This window comes from Streptomyces sp. NPDC001828 (genome assembly GCF_042892175.1).
Classification (GTDB): Bacteria; Actinomycetota; Actinomycetes; order Streptomycetales; family Streptomycetaceae; genus Streptomyces.
The window spans coordinates 92,927-119,480 of record NZ_JBIATV010000009.1; the positions used below are offsets into that span (position 1 = coordinate 92,927).

The following is a 26,554-nucleotide window of genomic DNA, read 5'->3' on the forward strand; positions in this document are numbered from 1 at the left end:
GGGTACCGCTCGCCTTCTGGTCGTCCGTCAGTCGCCGCCGAGCCCGCGCCCGGCTCGGCGGGCCCCACGGATCACGGCATGGCCCTTGGTCAGGACGCGGTCGCGGGCGAAGGTGCGGGCGATGTCGCGGCCGGTGCCGACGAGGAGCCGCTCGAACTCGTCGAGGCCGGTGGAGCGCCGGACGGTCACCCGCTCCAGGGCGTACGGGCCCTGGCGCCGCTCGGCGAGCGCGTTGCCCACGGCGAGCGCCTGCGCGAAGCCCGCCGAGCGCACCGTGCGCCGCACCCGGCGGCTGGAGTAGCCGTAGGGGTAGGCGAACGAGACGGGGCGCGCGCCGAGTTCGTCGGCGATGATCTCCTTGCAGCGCAGCGTCTCGAACCAGAGCCGCTCGTCGGGGAGTTGGTCCAGCTGCGGGTGGCTGTGGCTGTGTCCGCCGATCTCGGTTCCGGCCGCCGCGAGGTCGCGCACCTGGTTCCAGTCCAGCATGGTGTCCAGGGCGCCCCCCTCGTCGTGCGGGCCGCGCAGCCAGCCCGTCGACACGAACAGCGTGCTGGCGAAGCCGTACTTGGAGAGCACCGGCAGGGCGTGCCGGTGCACGCCCTCGTAGCCGTCGTCGAAGGTGATCAGCACGGGACGGCGCGGCAGCGCCCCCGCCGTGCGCCAGGCGTGCGCCAGCTGGGCCGTGGTGACCGGAGTGCACCCGAACTCGGCGATGAGCTCCATCTGGTCGGCGAAGGCGTCCGGCGAGACGGAGAGGCCGAACGCCTCCTTCGTGGGGCTGTGCGCCACCGAGTGGTACATGAGGATCGGCACGGGCCCGGGCGCGTTCATGCCGCCTCCCCCCGCTCGCCCGGCCGGGCGGAGCCCGTGCGCTCGATGGGGGCCACGCTGAAGGTGACCCCGCCGCGCAGCGCCCGTACGGTGCCGAGCAGATAGCCGCCGGCCGCCACCGCCACCCCGGTCACGATCGCGCCCGCCCGGCCCGCGCCCCCGGCCCGGCCGAGCACCGCGTCCCGCACACCGCGCGCCACACCGGCCGGCAGGACCCGGCTCGTATAGCGGCGCTCGGACTCAAGTCCCTTGCCGGAGCCCACGCTTCGGGCGACCAGCGCCTTGGAGAGACCTTCCGCGTACGCCCGCTCGCGGAAGTAGCCGAAGCGTTCACGGGCCGCCGGTACCCGGTGGTGGATCACCGAGCGGTCGTCGATGAGCAGGACGGCGCCCGGCAGCGCCTTGCTGAGCCGGATGCACAGCTCCGTCTCCTCGCAGCCGAGCGGCCTCTTGTCGCCGTCGCGTCCGATGCCGGTGGCGAAGCCGCCCGCCGCGTCGAACGCGGCCGTGCGGAAGGAGGCGTTGCCGCCGAGGACGTTGCGCACCTCGACCCGGCCGGGCGGCAGGCCGCGGTAGGTGCAGCCGACGATCCAGTCGAACTCCTCGGGGAACCAGGCGGGCCTGCGTCCCGAGGCCCAGGCGGGCATGGTGCGGCCGCCGACCGCCATCACGCGCGGGTCGTCGTAGCCCTCGGCGAAGTGCCGCAGCCAGTCCCGCTCGGCCACGGCGTCGTCGTCGAGGAAGGCCACGAACGCGCCCCGCGCCACCGCGATCGCGGTGTTGCGGCCGGCCGAGAGGCCGCGGGGGCCCGCGTTGGCGAGCACCCGCACCTCCCCGGACGCCGCGTACTCCTTGAACTCCCGGGTGAGCCGTTCCCGGAGCTGCTCGTTGTGGTCCACCACGAGCAGCGTCTCCAGGGCCGGCAGCGACTGCGCGCGCACCGAGGAGACCGCCGCCAGGATGTCCTCCCAGCGCTCCTCGGTGTACACGCAGATCACCACGGAGAACTGACGCTCCGTCAAGTCACCTCTCCTCGCCGTGCGTTGAGGAAGACGGCCTGGGTGCGCCGACGGGCTCGGGGCACCGCCTTCTCTCTGAGAATCACCTTCAGGACCCGGATGCCGTCGCGCACCGCGCTGAGGTTGGATACGCCGTGGATCCGGTTGTACTCGTAGCTGGGGACCTCCTGCACGCGCAGGCCCGCCTTGACGATCCGGATGTTGATCAGCGTCTCTATCTCGAACCCCGAGCAGTCGAGCACGATCTTGTCGAGGCAGTGCTTCCAGAAGGCGTTGTAGCCGTAGCAGAGGTCGGTGTAACGGGCCCCGAACTTGCGGTTGACGATGCCGCACAGGACGGCGTTGCCGAGCTTGCGGATCGGGGTCATGTCGTCGGTGCCGCCGCCGTTGGCGAAGCGGGAGCCCTTGGCGAAGTCGGCGCCGCCCACCAGGGCGGACACATAGCTGACGATCTCGTCGCCGTCCGCCGAGCCGTCCGCGTCCACCATGACGATGATGTCGCCGGTGCAGGCGGCGAAGCCGCTGATCAGCGCGTCGCCCTTGCCCTTGCCGACCTGCTTGACGACCACGACGTCGGGCCACAGTTCGCGGGCGACCTGCACGGTGTCGTCGGTGGAATTCCCGTCGACCAGGACGACTTCGTGGATCCAGTCGGGAAGCGTCTTGAAGACGTGCGGAAGGTTTTCTGCCTCATTCATCGCCGGGATGACGACGCTCACCGGCGGCGCAATGGCAAGATTCGCCGAAACCGGTCGATAGGCCCCGGATATTCGACCGGCGGTGACGGATTCCGAATGACTGTTCGGCGAATCCGCAATTAATTGATCTTGGCCCGGAACGGCCGGGCGCACGGAAGGAATCATGATGAGTCTCTTGTCCCTCTCGTCCGGTGGACCGCCCGCCCCCGGGCGGTCCGGATGAGTTTCCGGTTACGAAAGGGGGGTTCTCGCCCCGGTCATGACGGCATGGCACACCGCACTCTCCGGGTGAGCTGGCTTTGCTGGCCGCGCGGCCCGTGCTCCGGTCCCCGCAAGGCGAAGACCGACCACGGCACCCCCCTACCGCGCCCCGCACCGGTATCCATCGCGACGCTTGAGCCCTCCCCCAGTGCCGCTTGCCAATGGACCGTTGCGGGTGGATGTAAGACGCTATTGATGATGGGGACTGTAGGGCAAGACCTCGGCCGAGGCCTCACGTTTCGCTGTTTTTGACCGTTCTTTCACGGCCGGCTCCGGAGTGATTCACCCCCGTTCCCGACAGGAAGAGGAGAAGGCTGATCGCGCCCACCGCCGTAACGCCGTTCCGGGTCGACCAAAGGTGCAGACCTGCCATGCTTTCGGCGGTCAGCAGATCGATGAGTACCGCTCCCGACAAAGACGCCACCATGCGGTCGAGCGGTTCCAGTCGACGCAGGGAGAATGCGGCCGCTTCCGCGGGCGCGGCCACCAGATAGAAGAGCGCGAGCGGAGCGCGCAGCGGAGAGTCCAGGCCGGTGTACGCCAGGGCGGCGCCGACGGCGGAGGCGGCGAAGACCGCTCCCGCGAGGACGGGCACCAGATCGGCGGAGACGGGCACGCCCGCTGCCGATCTGTCACTGATGGTCTGCATTGGCGACGGTTCCCCCCGATGCGCCGGATGCGAGGCTTCAATGTGACGCAGTTCGGACAGTCCCGTCAAGACGCCGACTCGCTTGCGGTGAACGGAGGTTGACGCACCGTCAGCGGAGTGTGGTGCTCCGGTGAAGGATTACTCGCGAGTTACTGACGGATCGCCAGATAGCCGCAGATGTCCGTCGGTTGTTCTTGGCATGGACACTTCCCGCGGCCTGTGGGGGCTGGTACCACTGCCGTGGCGGAAAACCCGCTACAAGGAGGTTCCATGAAACTGTCCCGAATCGCGGCATATGCATGGGCGCTCGTGCTGACCACCGCGCTTTCCCTCACCGGGGCCGGCGTGGCATCGGCGGCAACCCAGGCGGCCGGATCCCACTACGTGGCCCTCGGCGACTCGTACTCGTCCGGCGTCGGCTCCGGGAGTTACGACAGCTCGAGCGGCAGCTGCAAGCGCTCCACGAAGGCCTACCCGGCCCTGTGGGCGGCAGCCCACTCACCCGCTTCGTTCAACTTCACCGCGTGCTCCGGCGCTCGTACGGGTGATGTGACGTCGAGCCAGCTCGGCCCGCTGAACTCGACCACCGACCTCGTCTCGATCACCATCGGCGGCAACGACGCCGGCTTCTCGGACGTCATGACCAACTGCGTCCTGTACTCCGAGTCCACCTGCCTCAGCAAGGTGGCGTCGGCTCGCGCCTACGTCGACTCGACGCTGCCCGGACTGCTCGACTCGGTGTACTCGGCGATCAGATCCAAGGCGCCCAACGCGCATGTCGTCGTCATCGGCTACCCGCACTTCTACAAGATCGGCGGCAGCTGCATCGCCGGCCTCAGCGAGAACTCCCGCTCGGCGATCAACGGCGCTGCCGACGAGCTCAACTCGGTGACCGCCAAGCGCGCCGCCGACCACGGCTTCAGCTTCGCGGACGTGGTGGCGGGCTTCACCGGTCACGAAATCTGCTCCAGCAGCCCGTGGCTGAACAGCGTCGTGTGGACCAACATCGGCGAGTCCTACCACCCCACCGCCGCCGGACAGTCGGGCGCCTACCTGCCCACCTTCACCCGCGCGGCCTGAAACCGCTCAGCCGGAGGGCGAGGAGGAGCCCGTCGGTGACCCGGGGGAGGAGGCCCCGCCCGTCGGTGTCTCCTCCTCGCACGTCACCTCGTACGCCACCGGGTCGGACACCGCCTTCGCCGGCCCGCGCACCTCGACGTGGACCTCGTTGGAGCCGCCGCGCGCCGGCGACTCGGTGTGCACGACCTGCCGGGTCCGCGCCCCGCCCGAGGCGAACGAGAGCGTCTTCCACTCCGGGTCGGACGACTGGCCGTCCCGGGTGACCCAGCGGTACTCCACTTCCGCCGGCGCGCGCCCCACGGTGAAGACGGCGACCATCGAGGGCGCCGAGGTGTTCGGTGCCGGGCACGCGCCCCGGTAACTCCCGCGTACCACCCGGACGTTGACGGACACCGACTGCTCGGGTGTCGGCGAAGGGCCGGCGCTCCTGCTCGCCGAGGCCGAGGCCGAGGCCGACGCCGAGGCGGTCGGCGGACTGCTCCTGGGCGTGGCGCCGCTCGTCCCCGGAGCCGTCGAGGAGTGCGGCGGGGTGGGCGCGGGTGCGCCGGTGGCCGACGAACCCCCTTGATCCCCCTGCCCGTTGTCCCGCAGCAGCATGTACAGCAGCAGGCCGAGCGCGAGCAGCAGCACCAGGACCCCGGCCAGCACCACCGCCCCGGTGTGGGAACGCCCGGCGCCCGGCGCCGTCGTGGTCGTACCCCCGGCGGCCGCGGGCGGCAGCACGGAGGTGGGCGGCAGGACGGGCGCCCCGCCCGGCACCGTGGTGGCTTCGTACCGGTCCATCGGGGAGCGCACGGTGCCGCCCGCCGCGACGAGCCGCAGCTGGTGCTCCGCCTCCTCGGCGGGCAGCCGCTCGCCCGGTTCCTTGCGCAGCAGCCCCTCGATGACCGGCGTCAGCGGGCCGGCCCGGAGCGGCGGTTCCAGGGGATCGTCCACCACCGCCCGCAGCGTGGACAGCGGGGTGTCCTGGTGGAACGGAGAGTTGCCCTCGACGGCCGCGTAGAGGAGCACGCCGAGCGACCAGAGGTCGGACGCCGGGCCGGGCGTGCGGCCCAACGCCCGCTCGGGAGCCAGGAATTCGGGTGAGCCGACGACCTCGCCGGTCATCGTGAGCGTCTGGCTGCCCGCCACCGTCGCGATGCCGAAGTCGGTCAGGACCACCCGGCCGTCGTTGGCGAGCAGCACGTTGGCCGGCTTGACGTCGCGGTGCAGCACCCCCGCGTCGTGCGCGGCCCGCAGCGCCGCGAGCACCTCGGCGCCGATGCGCGCGACGCGCTGCGGGAGCATCGGCCCCTCGGCGTCCAGGACGTCGGACAGGGCGAGGCCGCGGACCAGCTCCATGACGATCCAGGGCCGCCCCTCGTCGGTGGCCACGTCGTACACGGTCACGACGTTGCGGTGCGAGACCCGGGCCGCGGCCCAGGCCTCGCGCTCCAGGCGGGCGTACAGGCGGACCACCTCGGGGGAGTCGAGCGAGGCGGGGGCCCGGACCTCCTTGACGGCCACCTCGCGCCCCAGGACCTCGTCCCGCGCGCGCCACACGATGCCCATGCCGCCCCGGCCGAGCGAGGAGAGGAGCCGGTAGCGCCCCGCGATCAGACGTTGCTCACTGCCCGGCACTTCGCTCACTGGCGAGCCCCCCATCCGCGGCGGAGAAACCCTTCCAAGTTAGCTCAGGGCCGCGCCGCTGCCGCCCCCTTGAACGGCATTGCACAGCGCGTGCGAACATGGGTCGCGACTCTGCGTGATGGCCAGTCAGGAATGTGTCCAACTCGCCCTGGAATCAGATGTATTCGGAGCGTAGTCGTCAACCCGGGCCCCCTGAAGGTGAATCCTGCCACCGGATTCACGAGTGTGACGCGGGGGCGATAGGGTTACCCTGCCCGGGGCCGGGTGCCCTCGTACGGGTGGGGAGTGACATGGAACAGATAACGATGCACAGCAGGGCGCGAGTGCCTGCCATCACCTGCGGGAGCAGTGCGACCAGTTCGCGGCTCGACCGCCATCTCTCGGTGCTCGGCGGTCCTGCCGTCCCGCAGCGCGAGGCGGCCGAGGCGACGTTGCTGATGCGCGAGCTGACCTCGCGTGACATCGCACACACCCGCAGGAGCAAGAGCGCTCGCGTCTCGCTCTTCGCGCCGCTGCGGCGGCTGCGCCGCTCGCTCTTCGGCAGCCGCGGCTGAACCCACTCCCGACACCAGGCGCCCCGCGTTCAGGCGATCACGCCGTCCCGGCGCAACTCTGCCAACTGCTCGTCCGTCATTCCCAGGGCCCGCAGCGTTGCGCAGGTGTGCTCGCCGAGCGCGGGCACCGCACCCATGTACGCCTCCTGACCGCCGCCCAGATTGATGGGCGGCAGGAGTGCCCGCAGCGGCCCCACCGGTGACTCCACCTCCCGCCAGCGGCCGCGTGCCGCCAGCTGGGGATGCGCGGCGACGTCCGCGACCGTGTTGATCCGGGCGCACGCGATCCCCGCCGCTTCGAGCCGGGCGACCGCCTCGTCCGCCGTGAAGGCAGCCATCGCCCGCGCCACCGCCTCGTCCGTCCTCGACCGGTGCGCCACCCGCGCCGCGTTGGTGGCGAAGTCCGGATCGTGTGCCAACTCGGGTCGCCCCAGGACCAGTTCGGCGAGCCGCCGCCACTCCCGGTCGTTCTGCACCGACAGCAGCACCTGCCCGCCGTCCGCCGTGTCGTAGGCGTCGTACGGCGCGATCACGGCGTGCGCGACGCCGGTGCGCGCCGGTTCGGTGCCCCCGTGCATCACGTGGTGCAGCGGATGCCCGAGCCACTCGGCGAGCGCCTCCAGCATGGAGATCTCCACCGGTCCGCCGCGGCCGGTCGTGCCGCGCCGCACGAGGGCCGCCAGGACGCCCGAGAAGGCGTACATGGCGGCCGCGATGTCGGCGGCCGGGATCCCCGCCTTGACGGCCCGCTCGGGCGTCCCGGTGACGGACACCAGGCCCGCCTCGCACTGCACCAGCATGTCGTAGGCCCGCTTGTGGGCGTACGGGCCGCCGGCGCCGTATCCCGATATGTCGACGGCGACGAGCCGGGGGTGCGCCGCGCACAGCGTGGCCGCGTCCAGGCCGAGCCGGGCGGCGGCGCCCTGCGCGAGGTTCTGCACGAACACGTCGGCGTCCGCGACGAGCCGGCGCAGGACGTCGAGGCCGCGCGGGTCCTTCAGGTCCAGGGCGACCGACTCCTTGCCCCGGTTGCACCACACGAAGTGCGAGGCGAGGCCGCGCGCCGCGGTGTCGTAGCCGCGCGCGAAGTCGCCGCCGTCGAGGCGCTCCACCTTCACGACGCGGGCTCCCAGATCGGCGAGCTGCCGCGTGGCGAAGGGTGCGGAGACGGCTTGTTCGACGGCGACGACGGTGATGCCTTCGAGGGGCAGGGGCTGAGTGCTCATGGCCGTACTTATCGCGTACGGGCGGCTCCTGTCACCTCGCGGCGCTGATCAGCGGCCGTTGTTGGCGTAGCGGCGCACCGCGAGCGGCACGAAGACCAGCAGCAGGAGGCCGCACCAGGCGAGCGAGCCGGCCACCGGATGGGCCACCGGCCAGGCGGCGTCCGCGGCGGGCGACGCGTTGCCGCAGAGGTCGCGGACGGCCGAGGCGACGGCGCTGATGGGGTTCCACTCGGCGATCGTGCGCAGCCAGCCGGGGAGGTGGTCGGTGGGGATGTAGGCGTTGGAGAGCAGCGGCAGCATGAAGGTGGCCGAGCCCAGCTGCCCGGCCGCCTCCTCGCTGCGGGTCAGCAGGCCGAGGAACAGGCCCGCCCACGTCGTCGCGAGGCGCAGCAGCATCAGGAGCCCGAAGGCGCCGAGCGCGCCGGGGAGCCCGGAGTCGATCCGCCAGCCCACCGCGAGCCCCACGAGCATCAGCGGGACCATGCCGAGCGCGGTGGTCAGCAGGTCCGCCGCGCTCTGGCCCACCGGGACCGCGGCCCGGCTCATCGGCAGGGTGCGCAGGCGGTCCATCACGCCGCGGTGCGAGTCCTGCGCGGCGTGGAACATTCCGGTCATCAGGCCGTTGGCGGCGGTGGCGACGAGGAGGCCGGGCACCAGATAGGCGCGGTACTCCTCGCCGGGCATGGCGAGCGCGCTGCCGAAGACGTAGCCGAAGAACAGCAGCATCGATATCGGCATGGTCTGGGTGAGGATGAGCACGCCGGGCGCGTGCTTGATGCGCTGGAGCTGACGGCCGAGCATGGCGGTGCTGTCGTACGCGAGCGAGGTCATGTCACAAGCTCCTTGCGGGAGTTGGGGGCGGCGGTGAGGCGCAGGAACACCTCGTCGAGGGTGGGCGGGCGCAGGCTCGCGTCGAGGATCGGCACCGCGGCGCCGTCCAGCTCGCGCACGAGGCGGGGCAGGGTGAGCGTCGGGTCCATGGACACGGCACCCACCGTCCCGGTGGCGGGGTCGAGTTGGGGGCGGGCGCCCGTCAACTGGTCGAGGATCGCGGCTGCTTGAGGCAGGAAGCCCTCGTCCGCGACGACGACCTGGGCGTAGGAGCCGATCCGCGACTTGAGTTCGGCCGGGGTTCCGGTGACGGCGGCGCGGCCCTGGTCGACGAGGACGATGTGGTCGGCGAGCCGGTCGGCCTCCTCCAGGTACTGGGTGGTGAGCAGCACCGTGGTGCCCTCGGCGGTCAGGGCGTGCACGGCGGCCCAGATCTGGTTGCGGCTGGCCGGGTCGAGCCCGGTGGTGGGCTCGTCGAGGAACAGCACGCGGGGACGGGTGAGCAGGCTCGCCGCGAGATCGAGGCGGCGCCGCATGCCGCCGGAGTAGGTGCTCGCGGCCCGGTCGGCCGCGTCCGTCAGCTCGAACTGCTCCAGGAGTTCACCGGCCCGCTCGCGGCCCGCCGCGCCGCGCATGCCGTGCAGCTTGGCGAAGAGACACAGGTTCTGCCGCCCGGTGAGCTCGACGTCGACGGAGGCGGACTGGCCGGTCACCCCGATGGCGCGGCGGACCGCGTCCTGCTCGCGCACCACGTCGTGCCCGGCCACCCGGGCGGAGCCGGCGTCCGGCGCGAGCAGCGTCGTCAGCAGGCGTACGGCCGTCGTCTTGCCCGCGCCGTTGGGCCCGAGCACCCCGCAGACCGTGCCCTCGGCCACGGCCAGATCGAGCCCGCGCAGGGCGTGGACAGCGCCGAAGCGCTTCTCCAGACCTTCACTAAGTACAGCGTACGTAGTCGTCATGTGGCTCACCATAGCGCACTACGTACGGTGTACGTAACTACGATGGGGGGCGAGGTGATGATCCATGGCGGGGCGACCTGCTGAACCAGAAGTGATCTGGGCGCGCCCCGAGCGCGCCGGACGGGGCCCCAGGCCCGCATTCAGCCGTGCCGACATCGCGGCCGCCGCCGTACGCATCGCGGACGCGGAGGGCATCGACGCGCTGTCCATGCGCCATGTCGCGGCCGAACTCGGCTGCGGAACGATGTCGCTGTACAACTACGTGCCGCGCAAGGAGGACCTGTACGAGCTGATGGTGGACGCGGTCAGCGCCGAGTACGACCTGAGCGAGCCGACCGGCGACTGGCGGGCCGACATGCTCGGCCTCGCCCACCAGACCCGGGCGCTCATGCACCGCCATCCCTGGGTGCCGCGCCTGATGTCCCCGGTGTACGGCTTCAGCCCGAACGCCCTGCGGTACCTGGAGCACTGCATGACCTGCCTCGACCCGCTGGAGGCCAGGTACGGCGCCAAGATGGAGCTGATCGCCTCGGTGAACGGCGTCGTCACCACCTACGTCGCCAACGAGATCGCCACCGCCGAGCGGACCCGCTCGCTGCCCTGGTCGCCCGAGCAGGAGCAGAGCGTGCGGATCGCCTACCTCCTCAGCCAGGTCGCCACCGGCCGCTATCCGCGGCTGGCCGCCGCCTTCGCCGAGGACTCCGGCCCCATCGACCTGGACGCGGTCTTCGTTCGGGCCCTGACCAGGACGCTCGACGCCTTCGGCGAATAGCGGGGGCGCGGGCGGCGGATTTCCGGCTGGGCCCCTGGTCCGGGCAGGATGGCCCCATGACCGAGATCCGCACCCCCCGCCTCCTGCTGCGCCGCTGGACCGACGACGACCTCGTCCCCCTGGCGGACATCAACGCCGACCCGGAGGTCATGCGCTGGATCGGCGACGGCTCGGTGCGCGACCTGGAGGAGACCGCCGAGGACATCGAGAACTGGGAGGAGGAGTGGGGCGACGAGGGCTTCGGCCTGTTCGCCGTCGAACTGCTCGCCTCCGGTGAACTGATCGGGTTCGCCGGGCTCTCCGTCCCCGAGTTCCAGCCCTCCGGCGTGCCCGACGTGCAGATCAGCTGGCGGCTCGGCCGCCCGTTCTGGGGCCAGGGCTACGCCTCCGAAGCCGCCCACGCCGTCCTGGAGTTCGCCCTCCAGGACCGGGGCCTCGACGGGGTCATCAGCATCACCCACCTGAGCAACACCGCGTCCGAGAACGTCTCGCGCAAGCTCGGCATGGACCTCGCGAGCGAGACCACGCACCCGGAGCACAAGACCCCGCTGCACATCCACACCATCGACCTCACGGAGTACGCCGCCTGACCTCACGTCAGCCCGCCCCCGCGTTCACACCAGGGCGAACTGGCCCCCGGGCCCCTCCTCGTGGTGGTCGAACACGGAGGCCGGGCGGCGCACCCCGTCCGGCACCGGAAGGACCCCGGCTGCCGTGAGCCGCGCGCGCGTCACCTGCGGGCCGGTCGTCAACTCGGCCTGCCGTGGGCGCAGTTCGCCGAGCAGGGCCAGGACCGTGATCAGCTCAAGGAGGTCGGAGGTCCACTCCTGTGGCCAGCCGGCCGGGCCGATCGCCGCGAGCGTGTCCGCCTCGGCGGGCTCGGTGCGCCGCTCGAACCAGAGCTCCAGCATCCGCACCCCGCCCACCTGGAACTCCCAGGCCTCGGGCGGCACCGGCGCGATGCGGCCGCCGTCGCCGATGTGCAGGGTCTCCTCGGCGGCGTCGTAGCGCAGCTCCCGTGGCCGGGCCGGTACGGCCGCGCGCACATAGGGCCGCCGTCCGCCGGGCAGCCGCGGCTTCTCGCCGCCGTGTGCCCCGCGTGTCATCAGCGCACTCATCCGATGCCCCAACTCCACGCCCGTGGACCAGAGTCGGGGATCCTCCGGCAGCGGAACCAGGCATCCCGCCGCGCTCGGGCGGCCCGCTGCCAGGGCCCAGGCGGCCACATCGTGCGGGGCGACGGCGTGGCCGTACGCCTCGGTGAGGAAGGCGAGCAGGCCCGGGGCGAGGTTCGGTTCGAGGCCGCCGGGGCGGCGGTACAGCGGGCGGACGCGGCCCGGGCGCCCGGCGGGGGAGCGGCCGTCGGGCAGCACGGCCGAGACGGTCAGGGCGGGCCCGGCGGCCTTGGGCACGTATCCCTGCTCGACCACGAAGAGCTGGTGCCCGTCGGCGACCCGCCACAGCTCGGGCCGGGCGGCGTCGATGAGGCGCTGGTCCGGTATCAGCCACTGCTCGTCGAAGGGCCCGTGCTGGACGCGGACCGGATCCGGGCACGCGCCCCGCTCCCGCGCGAACGGGCCGGTGCCCCGGGCGCTGCCGGGCAGGGCGGCCACCGCGGAGCGCAGGGTGCGGGCCCGGCTCGGGCCGAACAGCCGCTCCCGCTCGGCCCCTTCGGACCGTACGAGCAGGTCCCAGCGGGCGCGCAGGGTGCGCTCGTCCGGCGCCACCACCCAGGGGCGTCCGAGCCGCAGCGGGGCCACCGACCAGGGCATCAGATCGTCGAGGAGAGGCACGTCATCGCTCACAGCCAGCATGCTAGTGAGAACGCTCAGCGGGCCTCGACCGTCACCGAGAACGAGAAGCGGTCGCCGCGGTAGTGGATGCGGGCCACGTCGACGACCTGGCCCGTCCCGTCGTAGGTGACGCCCGTGTAGTGCAGGATCGGCGAGAGCAGCGGGACCCGCAGCAGCTCGGCGGTGACCGGATCGGCGAGCCGGGCCTCCACGGTGTCCGTGATGCGCGCGATGTCCACCCCGACCGCGTCCCGCAGCACCTTCGTCATCGGCCAGCGCGTGAGATCGGCGAGGTCGATCGCGGCGGCCACCTCCGGACGCACCGCGTTGTGCGCCCAGTTGGTCGGCTCGCCGCTCTCGTCGTCGCACCGCAGCCTGCGGTACGCCACCACCTCGGCGCAGCCGGGGAAGTACTCGGCGAGGTCGCCCGGCACCTGCTCCGGGCCGTGGCCCAGGACCGTGGTGCGCTCGCCCGACTGCTGGGCCACGATCGCGTCGATCGAGCCGAGCAGCCGGACCGGGGAGGCCCGCCGGGCGGCCGGCTCGATGAACGTGCCGCGCCGCCGGTGCCTGCTGATCAGGCCCTCCTCCTCCAGCTCCTTGAGGGCCTGACGCATCGTCAGAACGCTCACCCCGTAGTGCGCCGCGAGCTGTTCCTCGGTGGGGAGCCGCAGCGAGGCGTCGGGGGAGCGGCCCAGTATCGAGGCGCGCAGCGACTGGGAGACCTGGTACCAGAGCGGCAGCTTCCGGTTCAGGACCAGGGAGTCGGGTGCGAAGGAGGAGGTCACAGGGATTCCGTATCAGGTGGTGCTCAGGAGCGGAAGGGGCGCTTCATGAGCGGAAGTGGCGCTGAAGACCCTGCCACACGTCGTCGTAGCCCGGCTGGAGGTGTCCGGCGCTCGCCGCCTGCTCGGTGGCGGTGACCGGCCAGCGCGTCTCGAACATGAAGGCCAGTCCGTCGTCGATCTTCTGCGGCCTCAGCTCGGCGGCGCTCGCCCGGTCGAAGGTCTCCCGGTCCGGGCCGTGCGCCGACATCATGTTGTGCAGCGAGCCGCCGCCGGGCACGAAGCCCCCTTCTCCGGCAGTCTTGGCGTCGTACGCGCCCTCGATGAGGCCCATGTACTCGCTCATCACGTTGCGGTGGAAGTACGGCGGCCGGAAGGTGTCCTCGCCGACCAGCCAGCGCGGCGCGAACACCACGAAGTCCACGCCGGCCAGGCCCGGGGTGTCCGACGGCGAGGTGAGCACCGTGAAGATCGACGGGTCGGGGTGGTCGTAGCTGATGCTGCCGATCACGTTGAAGGTGCGCAGGTCGTAGACGTACGGCGTGTGGCTGCCGTGCCAGGCGACGACATCGAGCGGGGAGTGGTCGTAGGTCGCGGTCCAGAGGTTGCCGCAGAACTTGTTGACCACCTCCACCGGGCCCTCGACGTCCTCGTACGCGGCGAGCGGCGCCCGGAAGTCCCGTGCGTTGGCGAGGCCGTTGGCGCCGATCGGGCCGAGCTCGGGCAGCTCGAAGGGGCGGCCGTAGTTCTCGCAGACGTAGCCGCGGGCACTCGCGTCGAGCAGCTCGACGCGGAAGCGCACGCCGCGCGGGATCAGGGCGACCTCGCCGGGGCGGGCGGCGAGCAGGCCGAGCTCGGTGCGGAGCAGCAGCCCGCCGTGCTCGGGCACGATCAGGAGTTCGCCGTCGGCGTCGCTGAACACCCTCGATTCCATCGAGGAGTTGGCGTGGTAGAGGTGCACGGCCATGCCGGTGCGCCGGGCGGCGTCGCCGTTGCCGCCGAGCGTCCACAGGCCCGCCAGCCAGTCGGTGCCCGCCGGGGGCTCGGGCAGCGGGTTCCAGCGCAGCCGGTTGGGGTCGGGGACGGACTCGGTGAAGGGGGCCGAGCGGAGGTGCCCGTTGTCGGTGCGGGTGAACGGCGGGTGCGCGGCCGATGGCCGGATCCGGTACAGCCAGGAGCGGTGGTTGGTGGCGCGCGGCTCGGTGAAGGCGGAGCCGCTCAGCTGTTCCGCATACAGGCCGAGCGGGGCGCGCTGCGGCGCGTTGCGCCCGTGCGGGAGAGCGCCGGGGACGGCCTCCGAGCTGTGCTCATTGCCGAATCCACGGGAGTAGCCGAGGCCCTCCGCGATCTTCCCCGCCTGGCCGCCGCTAGCTGTCGTCATCGTGCGCTCTCCTGCTCCCGTGCCGGAATCCTATGGTCAACCGTAGGATTACGATGCGGTCGCGTCAACGGGAAAACCGGCCGGGCGGGAGATGATGGTCGGGTGCCTCCTGCTCCTGATCTCCACGCCAATCTCCGCCGGGCGCCCGTCCAGCAGCGCAGCGCCGAGCGGCTCTCCCGGATACTCGACGCCTGTGCCGAACTCCTCGACGAGACCGGTTACGAAGACCTCTCCACGCGGGCCGTCGCCCAGCGCGCCGGGGTGCCGATCGGCTCGGTCTACCGCTTCTTCGGGAACAAGCGCGCCATGGCCGAGGCCCTCGCGGCCCGCAACCTCGACCGCTACGCCGGCATGATCAACGCCCGTCTCGAAACGATCGAGGCGGCCGACTGGCGGGGCGCCGTCGACGCGGTCCTGGACGAGTACCTCGTCCTGAAGCAGACGGTGCCCGGGTTCAACCTGGTCGACTTCGGCGGCCCCCAGCCGGTGCCCGACCCGGACGCGGACGCCAACCACCTCCTCGCCGCCCGCCTCGCCGAGCTGCTTCCGGCCCAGTTCGGCCGCACCCTGGACGCGGAGCTGCGCCGGGTGATCCTGGTCGCGGTGGAGGCGGCCGACGCCACCTTGCGCCTGGCCTTCCGCACCGACCCGCAGGGCGACCCCAAGATCGTGGCGGAGACCCGGCAGCTCCTTCACGCCTACCTCGCCCGCACCCTGGACTGACCCCGGCCGGGACCTCCCGGACATGCCTACCGGTCGGTATGCTCCAAGGGCTCGCGCGCCGTCGCCCCGGGAGGACGAATGTCCCGCACCGCCCTGCGTATCTGCCCGCTCTGCGAAGCCACCTGCGGGCTGAGCCTCACCGTGGAGGGCACGCGGGTCACCGGTGCCCGGGGGGACGCGGACGACGTGTTCAGCCAGGGGTTCGTCTGCCCCAAGGGCGCCTCCTTCGGGGAGATCGACGCCGACCCCGACCGGCTCGCGACGCCCCTCGTGCGCCGCGACGGCGAGCTGGTGCCGGCCACGTGGGCCGAGGCCTTCGACCTGATAGCGGCCCGCCTGCCGGCGATCGTCGAGGAGCACGGGCCGGACGCGGTCGGCGTGGTCCTCGGCAACCCCAATGTGCACACCATGGCCGGCGCTCTCTACCCGCCCGCCCTGCTCGGCGCGCTGCGCACCCGCAACCTCTTCACCGCGAGCACCCTCGACCAGATGCCCAAGCACGTCTCCAGCGGGCTCCTGTTCGGCGACCCGTTCGCCATCCCGGTGCCCGACCTCGACCGCGCGGGCCACCTGCTGCTGCTCGGCGCCAACCCGCTGGAGTCCAACGGCAGCCTGTGCACGGCACCGGACTTCCCCGGAAAGCTCCGGGCCCTGCGCAGGCGCGGCGGCACCCTCACCGTGGTCGACCCGCGCCGCACCCGCACCGCGAAGCTCGCCGACCGGCACGTGGCGATCCGGCCCGGCACCGACGCCCTGCTGCTCGCCTCGATCGCCCAGGTGCTCTTCGAGGAGAAGCTCACCGCACTCGGCACGCTCGAAGCGCAGGTCCAGGGCGTGCCCGAAGTGGCCGCTGCCACAAGGGAGTTCACGCCCGAGGCGGTCGGCCCGGTCTGCGATGTGGAACCGGAGACCATCCGGGCCATCGCCCGTGAACTCGCGGCCGCCCCCACCGCCGCCGTATACGGCCGGATCGGCAGCTGCACCGTCGAGCACGGCACCCTGGCCAGCTGGCTCGTCGACGTACTCAACGTGCTGACCGGCAACCTCGACCGGCCCGGTGGCGCGCTCTTCCCGCTCTCCGCCACCGACCGGGCGCCCGGCCCGGCAGGCCCCGGCAAGGGCTTCGCGCTCGGGCGCTGGCACAGCCGGGTCGGCGGCCACCCCGAGGTGAAGTCCGAACTGCCGCTCGCCGCCCTCGCCGAGGAGATCGAGACGCCGGGCGAGGGGCGGATCCGCGCGCTCATCGCCTCCGCCGCCAACCCGGTGCTCTCCGCGCCCGACGGAGACCGGCTCGACCGGGCCCTTGCCGGGCTCGACTTCATGGTCAGCATCGATCCTTACCTGAACGAGACCTCGCTGCACGCCGATGTCGTGCTGCCCCCGCCGCCGCCCTCGCAGAGCGCCCACTTCGACTTCGCCTTCAACGGCTTCGCCGTCCGCAACCAGGTCCGCTACACCCGGCCCGCCGTGCCGCTCGCCGAGGGGCGCATGGACGAGTGCGAGATCCACGCCCGGCTCGTGCTCGCCGTGAGCGGCCTGCACGGCGCCGAACCCGCCGCCGTGGACGCGATGGTCGTCGAGCGCACCCTGGCCAAGGCCGTCGCCGACCCGCACTCACCCGTGCACGGCCGCGACGCGACGGCGCTCGCCGCGGAACTCACCGGCGCGAGCGGCCCCGAGCGCCGCCTGGACCTCATGCTGCGGCTCGGCCCCTACGGCGACGGATTCGGCGCCGACCCCGAGGGGCTCACCCTGGACCGCGTGCTCGCGCACCCCCACGGCATCGACCTCGGCGCGCTGAAGCCGCGTCTGCCGCAGGTGCTCAGGACGCGCAGCGGCCGCATCGAACTGCTCCCGGCGCCCATCGCGGCCGACCTGCCCCGGCTGCGCGCCGCCCTCGACGAACGGCCCGCCGCGCTGGTCCTGGTGGGCCGGCGTCATCTGCGCTCCAACAACAGCTGGCTGCACAACATCCCCGCGCTGAACGGGGGTTCCAACCGCTGCACCCTCCAGATCCACCCCGAGGACGCGGCCCGGCTCGGCCTCACCGACGGCGCCGGCGTACGGATCACGGCGGACGGGGGTGCGGTCGCGGCCCCCGTGGAGATCACCGACAGCGTGCGCAGGGGCGTGGTCAGCCTGCCGCACGGCTGGGGCCACAGCCGCCCCGGCAGCCGGCTCGCGGTGGCCGCCGACCGGCCGGGGGTCAACGTCAACCAGCTCCTCGACGGCTCGCGCTTCGACCCGCTGTCGGGCACCGCCGTGCTCAACGGCTTCCCCGTCGAACTCGTACCCCTATCGTGACCTGGAGTTTTGCTCGTATTGCTCAGGTGTCAACATCTTGTTAAGGATTGAAACGGCGACCTAACGTCATCCGCACCGCCGGCCCCCGGCGCCAGTTCAAGGGTGAACGTTAGGTGTCCTGAATGCTGACCATCCTCGGCTTCGGCATGATCGCGACCTTCCTGGTCCTGATCATGCTGAAGAAGATGTCGCCCATCGCGGCGCTGGTTCTGATCCCCGCTCTCTTCTGCGTCCTCGTCGGCAAGGGAGCCCATCTCGGCGACTACGTCATCAGCGGTGTCGGCTCGCTCGCGCCGACCGCCGCGATGCTCATGTTCGCCATCATCTACTTCGGCGTGATGATCGACGTGGGCCTCTTCGACCCGATCGTGCGAGGCATCCTGCGCTTCTGCAAGGCCGACCCGATGCGGGTGGTCGTCGGCACCGCCGTGCTCGCCGCGATCGTCTCGCTCGACGGCGACGGCTCCACCACGTTCATGATCACCGTCTCGGCGATGTACCCGCTGTACAAGCGGCTCGGCATGAGCCTCGTGGTGATGACCGGCGTGGCGGCGACCGCCAACGGCGTGATGAACACGCTCCCTTGGGGCGGCCCCACCGCCCGTGCCGCGACCGCCCTGAAGCTGGACGCCTCCGACATCTTCGTGCCGATGATCCCCGCGCTCGCGACCGGCCTGGTCGCCGTCCTCGTCCTGTCGTACGTACTCGGCATGCGCGAGCGCAAGCGCGTGGGCTACCTGTCCCTCGACAAGGTCCTGGAGCCGGAGACCGAGACGGTGCTCGTCGGGGCCGGGGGTCCCGGCGAGACCCCGCGCGCCCCGGGCGGCGGCGCCGGTGCGGACGCCCCCGAGGGGGACGACGACTTCCAGGGGCTCGACTCCGCACGCGAGACGCTGCGCCCCGAGCTGTACTGGTTCAACGCGCTCCTGACCGTCGTCCTGCTCACCTCCATGATCATGGAGTGGCTGCCGATCCCGGTCCTCTTCCTCATCGGCGCGGCCCTCGCGCTGACCGTGAACTTCCCGCACATCCCGGCGCAGAAGGCCCGGATCGCCGCGCACGCCGACAACGTCGTCAACGTCTCCGGCATGGTCTTCGCGGCGGCCGTCTTCACCGGTGTCCTCAACGGCACCGGCATGGTCAAGCACATGGCGGACTGGCTGGTCGGCGTGGTGCCGGACAGCATGGGCTCGCAGATGGGCCTGGTGACCGGGGTGCTCAGCCTGCCGCTCACCTACTTCATGTCGAACGACGGCTTCTACTTCGGCGTCGTGCCCGTCCTCGCCGAGGCCGGAGCCGCACACGGCGTCTCCCCGCTGGAGATCGCCCGCGCCTCCCTGGCCGGCCAGGCCCTGCACATGTCCAGCCCGCTCGTCCCCGCCGTGTACGTCCTGGTCGGCATGGCCAAGGTGGAGTTCGGCGACCACACCCGGTTCACCGTGAAATGGGCGGCCCTGACCTGTCTGGTGGTGCTCGGCTCGGGCATCCTTTTCGGCATCATCTGAGCCGGGCCCGACGGGGGCCCCTGGCGTCAGAAAACTAACGGCGCTAGTTTGAGCGGCGGACGACGACGCCGGCTCAGCTCGGGAGGAATGTGATGAACGCCCACGACGGCATGTACATCGACGGCGAATGGCGGGCCGCCGCGGGGCGCGACACCATCGCGGTGCTCAACCCGGTCGACGAGCAGGTCATAGGCGAGGTCCCGGCCGGTACGGCCGAGGACGTCGACGCGGCCGTACGCGCCGCCCGCGCGGCCCTCCCGGCCTGGGCCGCGACGCCGCCCGCCGAGCGCGCCGCCAGGCTCGCGGCGCTGCGGGACCGCCTGGTCGCGCGCAAGGACGAGATCGCCGAGACCATCAGCGCCGAACTGGGCGCCCCGCTCCCGTTCGCGCAGGCCGTGCAGACGGGCCTGCCGATCGCGATCGCCGGTTCCTACGCCGACCTGGCCGCCTCGTACGCCTTCGAGGAGAAGGTCGGGAACTCCACCGTCTACCAGGAGCCGGTCGGCGTCGTCGGCGCGATCACGCCCTGGAACTATCCGCTGCACCAGATCGTCAACAAGGTGGCCCCCGCGTTGGCGGCGGGCTGCACGGTCGTCCTCAAGCCCGCCGAGGACACGCCCCTGACCGCGCAGCTCTTCGCCGAGGCCGTGCATGAAACCGGCCTGCCCGCAGGGGTGTTCAACCTGGTCACCGGGCTCGGCCCGGTCGCGGGCCAGGCGCTCGCCGAGCACGAGGGGGTCGACCTGGTCTCCTTCACCGGCTCGACCGCCGTCGGCAAGCGGATCGGCGCCACGGCCGGGTCCGCCGTCAAGCGGGTCGCCCTGGAGCTGGGCGGCAAGTCCGCCAACGTCATCCTGCCCTCCGCCGATCTCGCGAAGGCCGTCAACGTCGGCGTCGCCAACGTCATGAGCAACTCCGGCCAGACGTGCAGCGCCTGGACGCGGATGCTGGTCCACACCGACCGGTACGACGAGGCCGTGGAGCTGGCATCGGCCGCCGCGGCCAAGTACCCGGTCGGCGACCGCGTCGGCCCGCTCGTCAACGCCAAGCAGCTGGCGCGCGTACGCGGCTACATCGAGAAGGGCGTCCAGGAAGGCGCGCGCGTCGTCGCGGGCGGCGCCGATGCGCCCCTGGAACAGGGCTACTACGTCTCGCCGACGGTGTTCGCGGACGTCACCCCCGAGATGACCATCGCCCAGGAGGAGATCTTCGGCCCGGTCGTCTCGATCATCCGGTACGAGGACGAGGACGACGCCCTGCGCATCGCCAACGGCACCGTGTACGGACTGGCCGGCGCGGTCTGGGCGGGCGACGACGCGGAGGCCGTGGCCTTCGCCCGGCGCATGGACACCGGCCAGGTCGACATCAACGGCGGACGCTTCAACCCCCTTGCCCCCTTCGGCGGTTACAAGCAGTCGGGCGTGGGCCGCGAGCTCGGCGTGCACGGTCTGACCGAGTACCTCCAGACCAAGTCGCTCCAGTTCTGAAGCCCACTCCGCCTCCCTTCCCACCGCTCAGGAGCACGCACGCCATGGTTCGCGCCGCCGTACTGCCCGCCGTCGGCTCTCCGCTGGAGATCACCGACATCGACCTGCCCGCGCCGGGCCCCGGCCAGGTGCGGGTCCGCCTGGCCGCCGCCGGGGTCTGCCACTCCGACCTCTCCCTCACCAACGGCACCATGCGGGTGCCGGTCCCGGCCGTCCTCGGCCACGAGGGCGCGGGCACGGTCGTCGCCGTCGGCGAGGGCGTGACCTCCGTCGCGCCCGGCGCCGAGGTCGTCCTCAACTGGGCTCCGTCCTGCGGAAGTTGTCACCCCTGCTCGCTCGGCGAGGTGTGGCTCTGCGTCAACGCGCTGAACGGCGCGGGCTCGGTGTACGCGCACACCGCCGACGGCACCGAGCTGCACCCGGGCCTGAACGTGGCCGCGTTCGCCGAGGAGACCGTCGTCGCGGAGAACTGCCTCATCCCGCTCCCCGACGGCGTCCCGCTCACCGAGGCCGCGCTGCTCGGCTGCGCGGTGCTCACCGGGTACGGGGCGATCCACCACTCGGCGAAGGTGCGGCCGGACGAGACGGTCGCGGTGTTCGGCGCGGGCGGCGTGGGCCTGGCCACCCTCCAGGCCGCCCGGATCGCGGGCGCGGGGCAGATCATCGCCGTCGACGTCTCCCCGGACAAGGAGGAACTGGCCCGCGAGGCCGGGGCGACCGACTTCGTCGTCGCGTCCGGGACCACGGCCAAGGACATCCGGGGGCTCACCGGCGGCCAGGGCGCGGACGTGGCCATCGAGTGCGTGGGCCGCGCCGTCACGATCCGTACCGCGTGGGAGTCGACCCGGCGCGGCGGCCGCACGACGGTCGTCGGCATCGGCGGCAAGGACCAGCAGGTCACCTTCAACGCCCTGGAGATCTTCCACTGGGGCCGCACGCTCGCGGGCTGCGTCTACGGCAACTGCGACCCCGCGACCGACCTCCCGGTCCTGGCCGACCACATCCGCGCGGGCCGCCTCGACCTGAACTCCCTGGTCTCCGAGCGCATCGCCCTGGACGGCATCCCGGCAGCCTTCGACAACATGCTGGCGGGCAAGGGAGGGCGCGCGCTGGTGGTGTTCTAGGGGCGCGGTGTTCCAGGGGTGCGGCCCCAGCGCCTGAGGAGTGCGGGGCCGTGACATGTGCGGCTCCGCCGCGTCGGCGTGACCAGTCGCGCACGGTCCGCACCCCGACAACTGCCTTCAGGAAAACCTCAGTTGACCCGCTCGCCAGGACCGGGCTCCACGGGGCCGGGCTGCCCCGAGCTCTCGGGCGAGGGCAAGGAGGGCCCCCCGGCGGCCGCGACGGGCCCCACCGCGGCCCCGGCGGCGCGCCGGGGCCGGGAGCGGGAGACCGCCACGCCCGCCAGGCACACCGCGCCGCCCACCAGCGTGAGCCCCGCCGGAACCTCGTGCAGGACCGCCCAGGACATCAGGACGACCAGCGTGGGCACCACGTACGTCGTCGCCCCCATCCGGCTCGCCGAGGTGCGGGCCAGCGCGTACGCCCAGGTGGTGAAGGCGAGCGCGGTCGGGAACACGCCGAGGTAGACCATGTTGAGGGTCGCCGAGGCCGGCGCGTGCGAGGCCTCCGAGACGAGCTGCCCGCTGAAGGGCAGACAGGCCAGGGTGCCCACCAGGCAGGCGAAGAAGGTCACTTGGAGCGGGCTGCCGTGCCGCAGCGCGGGCTTCTGGAGCACGACCCCGGCCGCGTAGGTGGCCGCCGCGACCAGGCACAGGACCACCCCGAGCACCGACGCGTGCCCGTCGCCCGACATCGAGAGCCCCACGGTGATCGCGCCCGCGAAGGAGACGGCCATTCCCGCGATCAGCCGGGGCGGCAGCGCCTCGCCGAGGAAGCGGGCCGCGAGCAGCGCCATGAGGATGGGCCCGATGTTCACGATCATCGCCGCGGTACCGGCGTCGACCTGCTGCTCGCCCCAGTTCAGGGCCACCATGTAGCAGGCGAACCACAGCACGCCGGACGCCACGATGCCCGGCCAGGCACCCCGTGGCGGCAGCCCCTCACGGCGTATCAGGAGCAGGAGGCCCAGCACGAGCGTGCCGGCGAGCAGCCGGCCGAGGGCGAGCGCGCCGGGGGAGTAGGCGGCGCCCGCGCTGCGGATCGACACGAAGGCCGAGGCCCACAGCACCACGGAGACCGCCACCGCGGCCAGGGCGAGCCGGGCGGAACGGCGCTCGGGCGAGAAGTTCGTCATGGTCATGCGAGGACAGTAGGCGCACGGTGCCGAGAACCCGGCCGAATTTCCGGGCGGCCCAGGGGGGTGCCCCTAACTCCCTTTCGGCAGGGCCGAGTTCGACGGGTGCGGCTGATCGTCCAGCGCCTCGTACTGGAGGAGGAGCCCGTCGAGCAGGGCCCGCAGCCCCGTCTCGAAGGCGCCTTCGTCGATCTCCTGCTGCCGCTCGGCGAGGAGGTGCGCCTGGCCCAGGTGCGGATAGTCCGCCGGGTCGTACGCGGCCTCGTCGTCCACGAAGCCGCGGGCGAACGAGCCGAGCGCCGAGCCCATGATGAAGTACCGCATCAGCGCGCCGATCCGGGTCGCCTGGGCCGGCGGCCAGCCCGCCGCGACCATCTCGCCGAACACCGCGTCCGCGAGCCGGAGCCCGGCCGGGCGGCGGCCGGGTCCCTGGGCGAGCACCGGAACGATGTTGGGGTGGCGGGTGAGCACCGAGCGGTAGGCGAGCGCCCAGTCGTGCAGGGACGTACGCCAGTCGCGCCGGTCGTCCGCGTCGAACATCGACAGGTCGACCTGGGCGGAGGTGGCGTCGGCCACGGCCTCCAGGATCTCGTCCTTGGTGCGGAAGTGGTTGTAGAGCGAGGGCCCGCTGACTCCGAGCTCCGCGGCGAGGCGCCGGGTCGACACGGCCGAGAGGCCTTCCGCGTCCACGAGCGCGCTCGCCGCCGCGACGATGCGGTCGGTGCTCAGGAGGGGCTTGCGCGGTCGGGCCATGCGGCACATAGTAGGGCCTGCCAACCAAAAACTAGCAGTGGTAATTAAATTTGGGGTGCAGCGAGCATGAACCTGGAGCTGAGCGAGGAACAGGCGGCGGTCCGACAGCTCGCCGAGGAGTTCGTCGAGCGCGAGATCACCCCGCACGTCATCGAGTGGGACCGCGCCGAGAACGTCGACAAGTCGATCGTGAAGAAGCTGGGCGCGCTCGGCTTCCTCGGGCTCACCATCGACGAGGAGTACGGCGGCTCGGGCGGCGATCACCTCGCCTACTGCCTGGTCACCGAGGAACTCGGCCGCGGCGACTCGTCGGTCCGCGGCATCGTCTCGGTCTCGCTCGGCCTGGTCACCAAGACCATCGCGTCGTGGGGCAGCGAGGAGCAGAAGCGCGCCTGGCTGCCGCGGCTCACCTCCGGCGACGCCATCGGCTGCTTCGGCCTCACCGAGCCGGGCACGGGCTCGGACGCGGGCAACCTCGCCACCAGGGCGGTCCGGGACGGCGACGACTACGTGATCAACGGCGCCAAGATGTTCATCACCAACGGCACCTGGGCCGATGTGGTGCTGCTCTTCGCCCGGACCAACGACACCCCGGGCCACCGGGGCGTTTCCGCGTTCCTGGTCCCCACCGACACCCCCGGCCTCACCCGGCGCACCATCCACGGCAAGCTCGGCCTGCGCGGCCAGGCCACCGCCGAGCTCGTCCTGGAGGACGTTCGGGTCCCGGCGGCCGCGCTGCTCGGCCCCGAGGGCAAGGGCTTCTCCATCGCCATGTCGGCGCTCGCCAAGGGCCGTATGTCGGTCGCGGCGGGCTGTGTCGGCATCGCGCAGGCCGCCCTGGACGCGGCCGTCAGGTACGCGGGTGAACGGGAGCAGTTCGGCAAGTCCATCGCGCACTACCAGCTCGTCCAGGAGCTGATCAGCGACATCTCGGTGGACGTGGACGCGGCCCGGCTGCTGACCTGGCGGGTCGCCGACCTCGTCGACCGGGGCCAGGACTTCGCGACCGCCGCGTCCAAGGCGAAGCTGTTCGCCTCCGAGGCGGCGGTACGGGCCGCCAACAACGCCCTCCAGGTCTTCGGCGGCTACGGCTACATCGACGAGTACCCGGTTGGAAAACTGCTCCGGGACGCCCGCGTGATGACCCTGTACGAGGGCACCAGCCAGATCCAGAAGCTCATCATCGGCCGTGCGGAGACCGGGATTTCGGCCTTCTGACCCCAGGCGCGCCCGCCGCGTCCCGCGGGGCCCGGGCGGCTGAGTACGTACTGAGTACGAGAGCGGATGGGGCGCGTGCCCCATCCGCTCCATGCTGTCGCCATGAGTGAGACACCGGTCAAGCAGCAGAACACCGCGGCGTACTACGGACAGGCCGTCGCCGCCTTCGCGATCGCGCTCGGCGCCACCGCGATCGGCATCCTCCGCCTCCAGGCGGACTCCTGGGTCCGCGCGTTCCTCGCCATTGCGGTCCTCTACCTCGTCACCTCCGCATTCACCCTGGCCAAGGTGATCAGGGACCGCCAGGAGGCCGGCCAGATCGTCAGCCGCGTCGACCAGGCCCGGCTGGAGAAGCTCCTCGCCGAGCACGACCCCTTCCAGAAGCTCCAGGCCGGGCCGTCCGGGAGGCGGCCGGACCCGCCGGACAGGCTCTAAGCGCTTGCTCACCCTCGGGGTATGGTGTTCGTCCCGCTGAACAAAAGCGCTGACGGACGGAAGGGGCGAGCGATGGATACGGCTGATGTGACCGAAGAGACGGCCGGCGGCGAGGAGAAGCCGTGGGGCGAGGTCACGCCCGAGGCCGCCAGGAGGCTGCTCGTCGCCGCCGTCGAGGCGTTCGCCGAGCGCGGCTACCACGCCACCACGACCCGGGACATCGCGGGCCGGGCCGGCATGAGCCCGGCCGCGCTCTACATCCACTACAAGACCAAGGAAGAGCTGCTCCACCGGATCAGCCGGATCGGGCACGACAAGGCCCTGGAGATCCTGCGGTCAGCGGCCGAGGGCGAGGGCAGCGCTTCCGACCGGCTCTCCGCCGCCGTGCGCTCCTTCGTCCGCTGGCACGCGGGGCACCACATGACGGCCCGCGTGGTCCAGTACGAGCTCGACGCGCTCGGCGCCGAGCACCGCACCGAGATCGTGGAACTGCGCAGGCAGAGCGACGCCGCGGTGCGCCGCATCCTCAACGAGGGGGTGGCGGCGGGCGAGTTCGACGTGCCGGACGTGCCCGGCACCACGCTCGCCGTGCTCTCGCTCTGCATCGACGTGGCCCGCTGGTTCAACACCGAGGGCCGCCGGACGCCCGACGAGGTCGGCGCGCTCTACGCCGACCTCGTCCTGCGGATGGTGGGGGCCCAGAAGTAGCGGACCGGGCCCGGCCGCGTCGTGAAGACCGGCCGGGCCCGGGGCAGCCGCGCGGATCCGGTGGCTCCAAGCTGATCCGGTGGCTCCGCTCAGAAGAAGTAGCGCGAGACCGACTCGGCCACGCACACCGGCTTGTCGCCGCCCTCGCGCTCGACGGTGACCTTCGCCGTGACCTGGACGCCGCCGCCCGCCTCCACGACCTCCGTCAGCTCCGCCGTCGCGCGCAGCCGCGAGCCGACCGGCACGGGGGAGGGGAAGCGGACCTTGTTGGTGCCGTAGTTGATGCCCATCTTCATGCCCTCGACCCGCAGCACCTGCGGCACCAGGGTCGGCAGCAGCGACAGCGTGAGGTAGCCGTGCGCGATCGTCGTCCCGAAGGGTCCGGACGCGGCCCGCTCCGGGTCGACGTGGATCCACTGGTGGTCACCGGTGGCGTCGGCGAACAGGTCGATGCGCTTCTGGTCGATCTCCAGCCAGTCGCTGTGCCCGAGCTGCTCGCCCACACCGGCCTTCAGCTCCTCGGCGGACGTGAAGATCCTCGGCTCTGCCATGTCCCTGGTCCCTGCCTCTCGCGACGCTCTCGCCGTCATCTACAAGCATGCGCAAGCACATGTACAAGCGCTTGCTCAGCTAGCTCAGCATGGTTGGGGCCGCCGGTCCTGTCAACGACGTACGGCAGCGGGTGCGGCAGCGGGC

General features: G+C 72.0%; 26 protein-coding genes. 12 read left to right on the plus strand and 14 right to left on the minus strand.

The genetic code is table 11. The annotated features are described in order from the left end of the window. Positions 1-27: 27 nt before the first annotated feature. The 4 genes from ACFYZA_RS24450 to ACFYZA_RS24465 form a co-directional block, all read right to left on the minus strand. Positions 28-831, minus strand: coding sequence for a polysaccharide deacetylase family protein (locus ACFYZA_RS24450; protein WP_382592635.1), 804 nt, complete (start codon positions 829-831; stop codon positions 28-30). Further along, complete coding sequence (locus tag ACFYZA_RS24455; protein WP_388492776.1) at positions 828-1,853, minus strand: glycosyltransferase family 2 protein; 1,026 nt, start codon at positions 1,851-1,853, stop codon at positions 828-830. Before ACFYZA_RS24455 ends, ACFYZA_RS24450 begins: the two co-directional genes overlap by 4 nt. Continuing rightward, positions 1,850-2,713: a glycosyltransferase family 2 protein gene (locus tag ACFYZA_RS24460; protein ID WP_382592641.1), complete on the minus strand. Its 864-nt coding sequence runs from the start codon at positions 2,711-2,713 to the stop codon at positions 1,850-1,852. Before ACFYZA_RS24460 ends, ACFYZA_RS24455 begins: the two co-directional genes overlap by 4 nt. 328 nt (positions 2,714-3,041) lie before the next feature. Then, positions 3,042-3,458: a hypothetical protein gene (locus ACFYZA_RS24465; protein ID WP_388492778.1), complete on the minus strand. Its 417-nt coding sequence runs from the start codon at positions 3,456-3,458 to the stop codon at positions 3,042-3,044. Between the two features lie 270 nt (positions 3,459-3,728). Between ACFYZA_RS24465 and ACFYZA_RS24470 the strand changes: the two genes are divergently transcribed. After that, a complete protein-coding gene (locus tag ACFYZA_RS24470; RefSeq protein ID WP_388492780.1) occupies positions 3,729-4,538 on the plus strand; it encodes an SGNH/GDSL hydrolase family protein in 810 nt (269 codons plus the stop codon). Positions 4,539-4,544: 6 nt separating this feature from the next. On the opposite strand, the gene ACFYZA_RS24475 is transcribed toward ACFYZA_RS24470, so the two are convergent. Beyond that, a complete protein-coding gene (locus ACFYZA_RS24475) occupies positions 4,545-6,182 on the minus strand; it encodes a serine/threonine-protein kinase (protein ID WP_388492781.1) in 1,638 nt (545 codons plus the stop codon). Between the two features lie 275 nt (positions 6,183-6,457). Between ACFYZA_RS24475 and ACFYZA_RS24480 the strand changes: the two genes are divergently transcribed. Next, a complete protein-coding gene (locus ACFYZA_RS24480) occupies positions 6,458-6,721 on the plus strand; it encodes a hypothetical protein (RefSeq protein WP_199846542.1) in 264 nt (87 codons plus the stop codon). Positions 6,722-6,750: 29 nt separating this feature from the next. Here ACFYZA_RS24480 and ACFYZA_RS24485 read toward each other — a convergent pair whose 3' ends face one another. The 3 genes from ACFYZA_RS24485 to ACFYZA_RS24495 are packed head-to-tail and all read right to left on the minus strand — an operon-like array spanning position 6,751 to position 9,737. Next, a complete protein-coding gene (locus tag ACFYZA_RS24485) occupies positions 6,751-7,947 on the minus strand; it encodes a CaiB/BaiF CoA transferase family protein (RefSeq protein ID WP_388492783.1) in 1,197 nt (398 codons plus the stop codon). A 48-nt stretch (positions 7,948-7,995) separates the two neighbouring features. After that, a complete protein-coding gene (locus tag ACFYZA_RS24490; RefSeq protein WP_382592656.1) occupies positions 7,996-8,778 on the minus strand; it encodes an ABC transporter permease in 783 nt (260 codons plus the stop codon). Next, positions 8,775-9,737: an ATP-binding cassette domain-containing protein gene (locus tag ACFYZA_RS24495; RefSeq protein ID WP_388492785.1), complete on the minus strand. Its 963-nt coding sequence runs from the start codon at positions 9,735-9,737 to the stop codon at positions 8,775-8,777. The genes ACFYZA_RS24490 and ACFYZA_RS24495 overlap by 4 nt, the downstream gene beginning before the upstream one ends. A gap of 64 nt (positions 9,738-9,801) precedes the next feature. Between ACFYZA_RS24495 and ACFYZA_RS24500 the strand changes: the two genes are divergently transcribed. Then, entirely contained in the window at positions 9,802-10,509 is a 708-nt protein-coding gene (locus ACFYZA_RS24500; RefSeq protein ID WP_382592661.1) for a TetR/AcrR family transcriptional regulator C-terminal domain-containing protein, read from the plus strand. 56 nt (positions 10,510-10,565) lie between these two features. Beyond that, complete coding sequence (locus tag ACFYZA_RS24505) at positions 10,566-11,099, plus strand: GNAT family N-acetyltransferase (protein ID WP_388492786.1); 534 nt, start codon at positions 10,566-10,568, stop codon at positions 11,097-11,099. A 24-nt stretch (positions 11,100-11,123) separates the two neighbouring features. Here ACFYZA_RS24505 and ACFYZA_RS24510 read toward each other — a convergent pair whose 3' ends face one another. From ACFYZA_RS24510 to hmgA, 3 genes are read right to left on the minus strand one after another with little or no spacing between them, the layout of a single operon-like run. Then, positions 11,124-12,323, minus strand: a complete 1,200-nt coding sequence (locus tag ACFYZA_RS24510) for a type ISP restriction/modification enzyme (protein ID WP_388492788.1) — start codon at positions 12,321-12,323, stop codon at positions 11,124-11,126. Between the two features lie 14 nt (positions 12,324-12,337). Continuing rightward, positions 12,338-13,090 (minus strand): GntR family transcriptional regulator, encoded by a 753-nt coding sequence (locus ACFYZA_RS24515; protein ID WP_382592670.1) that lies wholly within the window; start codon positions 13,088-13,090, stop codon positions 12,338-12,340. A gap of 43 nt (positions 13,091-13,133) precedes the next feature. Next, a complete protein-coding gene (hmgA, locus tag ACFYZA_RS24520; RefSeq protein WP_388492790.1) occupies positions 13,134-14,468 on the minus strand; it encodes a homogentisate 1,2-dioxygenase in 1,335 nt (444 codons plus the stop codon). Positions 14,469-14,570: 102 nt separating this feature from the next. Here hmgA and ACFYZA_RS24525 point away from each other — a divergent pair, with 102 nt between their 5' ends. The 5 genes from ACFYZA_RS24525 (at position 14,571) to ACFYZA_RS24545 (ending at position 21,611) form a co-directional block, all read left to right on the plus strand. Further along, positions 14,571-15,191 carry a TetR family transcriptional regulator gene (locus ACFYZA_RS24525; protein WP_382592676.1) on the plus strand — a complete coding sequence of 207 codons (621 nt, stop codon included), beginning with the start codon at positions 14,571-14,573 and terminating at the stop codon, positions 15,189-15,191. A gap of 78 nt (positions 15,192-15,269) precedes the next feature. Continuing rightward, positions 15,270-17,495, plus strand: coding sequence for a molybdopterin oxidoreductase family protein (locus tag ACFYZA_RS24530; RefSeq protein WP_388492791.1), 2,226 nt, complete (start codon positions 15,270-15,272; stop codon positions 17,493-17,495). Positions 17,496-17,617: 122 nt separating this feature from the next. Further along, positions 17,618-19,000: a CitMHS family transporter gene (locus tag ACFYZA_RS24535; RefSeq protein ID WP_388492793.1), complete on the plus strand. Its 1,383-nt coding sequence runs from the start codon at positions 17,618-17,620 to the stop codon at positions 18,998-19,000. 92 nt (positions 19,001-19,092) lie between these two features. Continuing rightward, positions 19,093-20,487 carry an aldehyde dehydrogenase family protein gene (locus ACFYZA_RS24540; protein ID WP_388492794.1) on the plus strand — a complete coding sequence of 465 codons (1,395 nt, stop codon included), beginning with the start codon at positions 19,093-19,095 and terminating at the stop codon, positions 20,485-20,487. Between the two features lie 44 nt (positions 20,488-20,531). Continuing rightward, positions 20,532-21,611, plus strand: coding sequence for a Zn-dependent alcohol dehydrogenase (locus tag ACFYZA_RS24545; RefSeq protein ID WP_388492795.1), 1,080 nt, complete (start codon positions 20,532-20,534; stop codon positions 21,609-21,611). Between the two features lie 128 nt (positions 21,612-21,739). Here ACFYZA_RS24545 and ACFYZA_RS24550 read toward each other — a convergent pair whose 3' ends face one another. Continuing rightward, the gene (locus tag ACFYZA_RS24550) at positions 21,740-22,750 is read right to left on the minus strand and encodes a DMT family transporter (protein ID WP_388492796.1); all 1,011 of its coding nucleotides are present in this window, start codon (positions 22,748-22,750) and stop codon (positions 21,740-21,742) included. 66 nt (positions 22,751-22,816) lie between these two features. After that, positions 22,817-23,497, minus strand: coding sequence for a TetR/AcrR family transcriptional regulator (locus ACFYZA_RS24555; RefSeq protein WP_388492798.1), 681 nt, complete (start codon positions 23,495-23,497; stop codon positions 22,817-22,819). A gap of 66 nt (positions 23,498-23,563) precedes the next feature. Between ACFYZA_RS24555 and ACFYZA_RS24560 the strand changes: the two genes are divergently transcribed. From ACFYZA_RS24560 to ACFYZA_RS24570, 3 genes are all read left to right on the plus strand, one after another. After that, positions 23,564-24,715: an acyl-CoA dehydrogenase family protein gene (locus tag ACFYZA_RS24560; protein ID WP_382592696.1), complete on the plus strand. Its 1,152-nt coding sequence runs from the start codon at positions 23,564-23,566 to the stop codon at positions 24,713-24,715. A gap of 102 nt (positions 24,716-24,817) precedes the next feature. Continuing rightward, complete coding sequence (locus ACFYZA_RS24565; protein ID WP_388492800.1) at positions 24,818-25,150, plus strand: YiaA/YiaB family inner membrane protein; 333 nt, start codon at positions 24,818-24,820, stop codon at positions 25,148-25,150. 72 nt (positions 25,151-25,222) lie between these two features. Further along, a complete protein-coding gene (locus ACFYZA_RS24570) occupies positions 25,223-25,858 on the plus strand; it encodes a TetR/AcrR family transcriptional regulator (RefSeq protein WP_382592702.1) in 636 nt (211 codons plus the stop codon). A gap of 89 nt (positions 25,859-25,947) precedes the next feature. On the opposite strand, the gene ACFYZA_RS24575 is transcribed toward ACFYZA_RS24570, so the two are convergent. Next, positions 25,948-26,409 (minus strand): MaoC family dehydratase, encoded by a 462-nt coding sequence (locus ACFYZA_RS24575; protein ID WP_100577022.1) that lies wholly within the window; start codon positions 26,407-26,409, stop codon positions 25,948-25,950. Positions 26,410-26,554 lie beyond the last annotated feature (145 nt).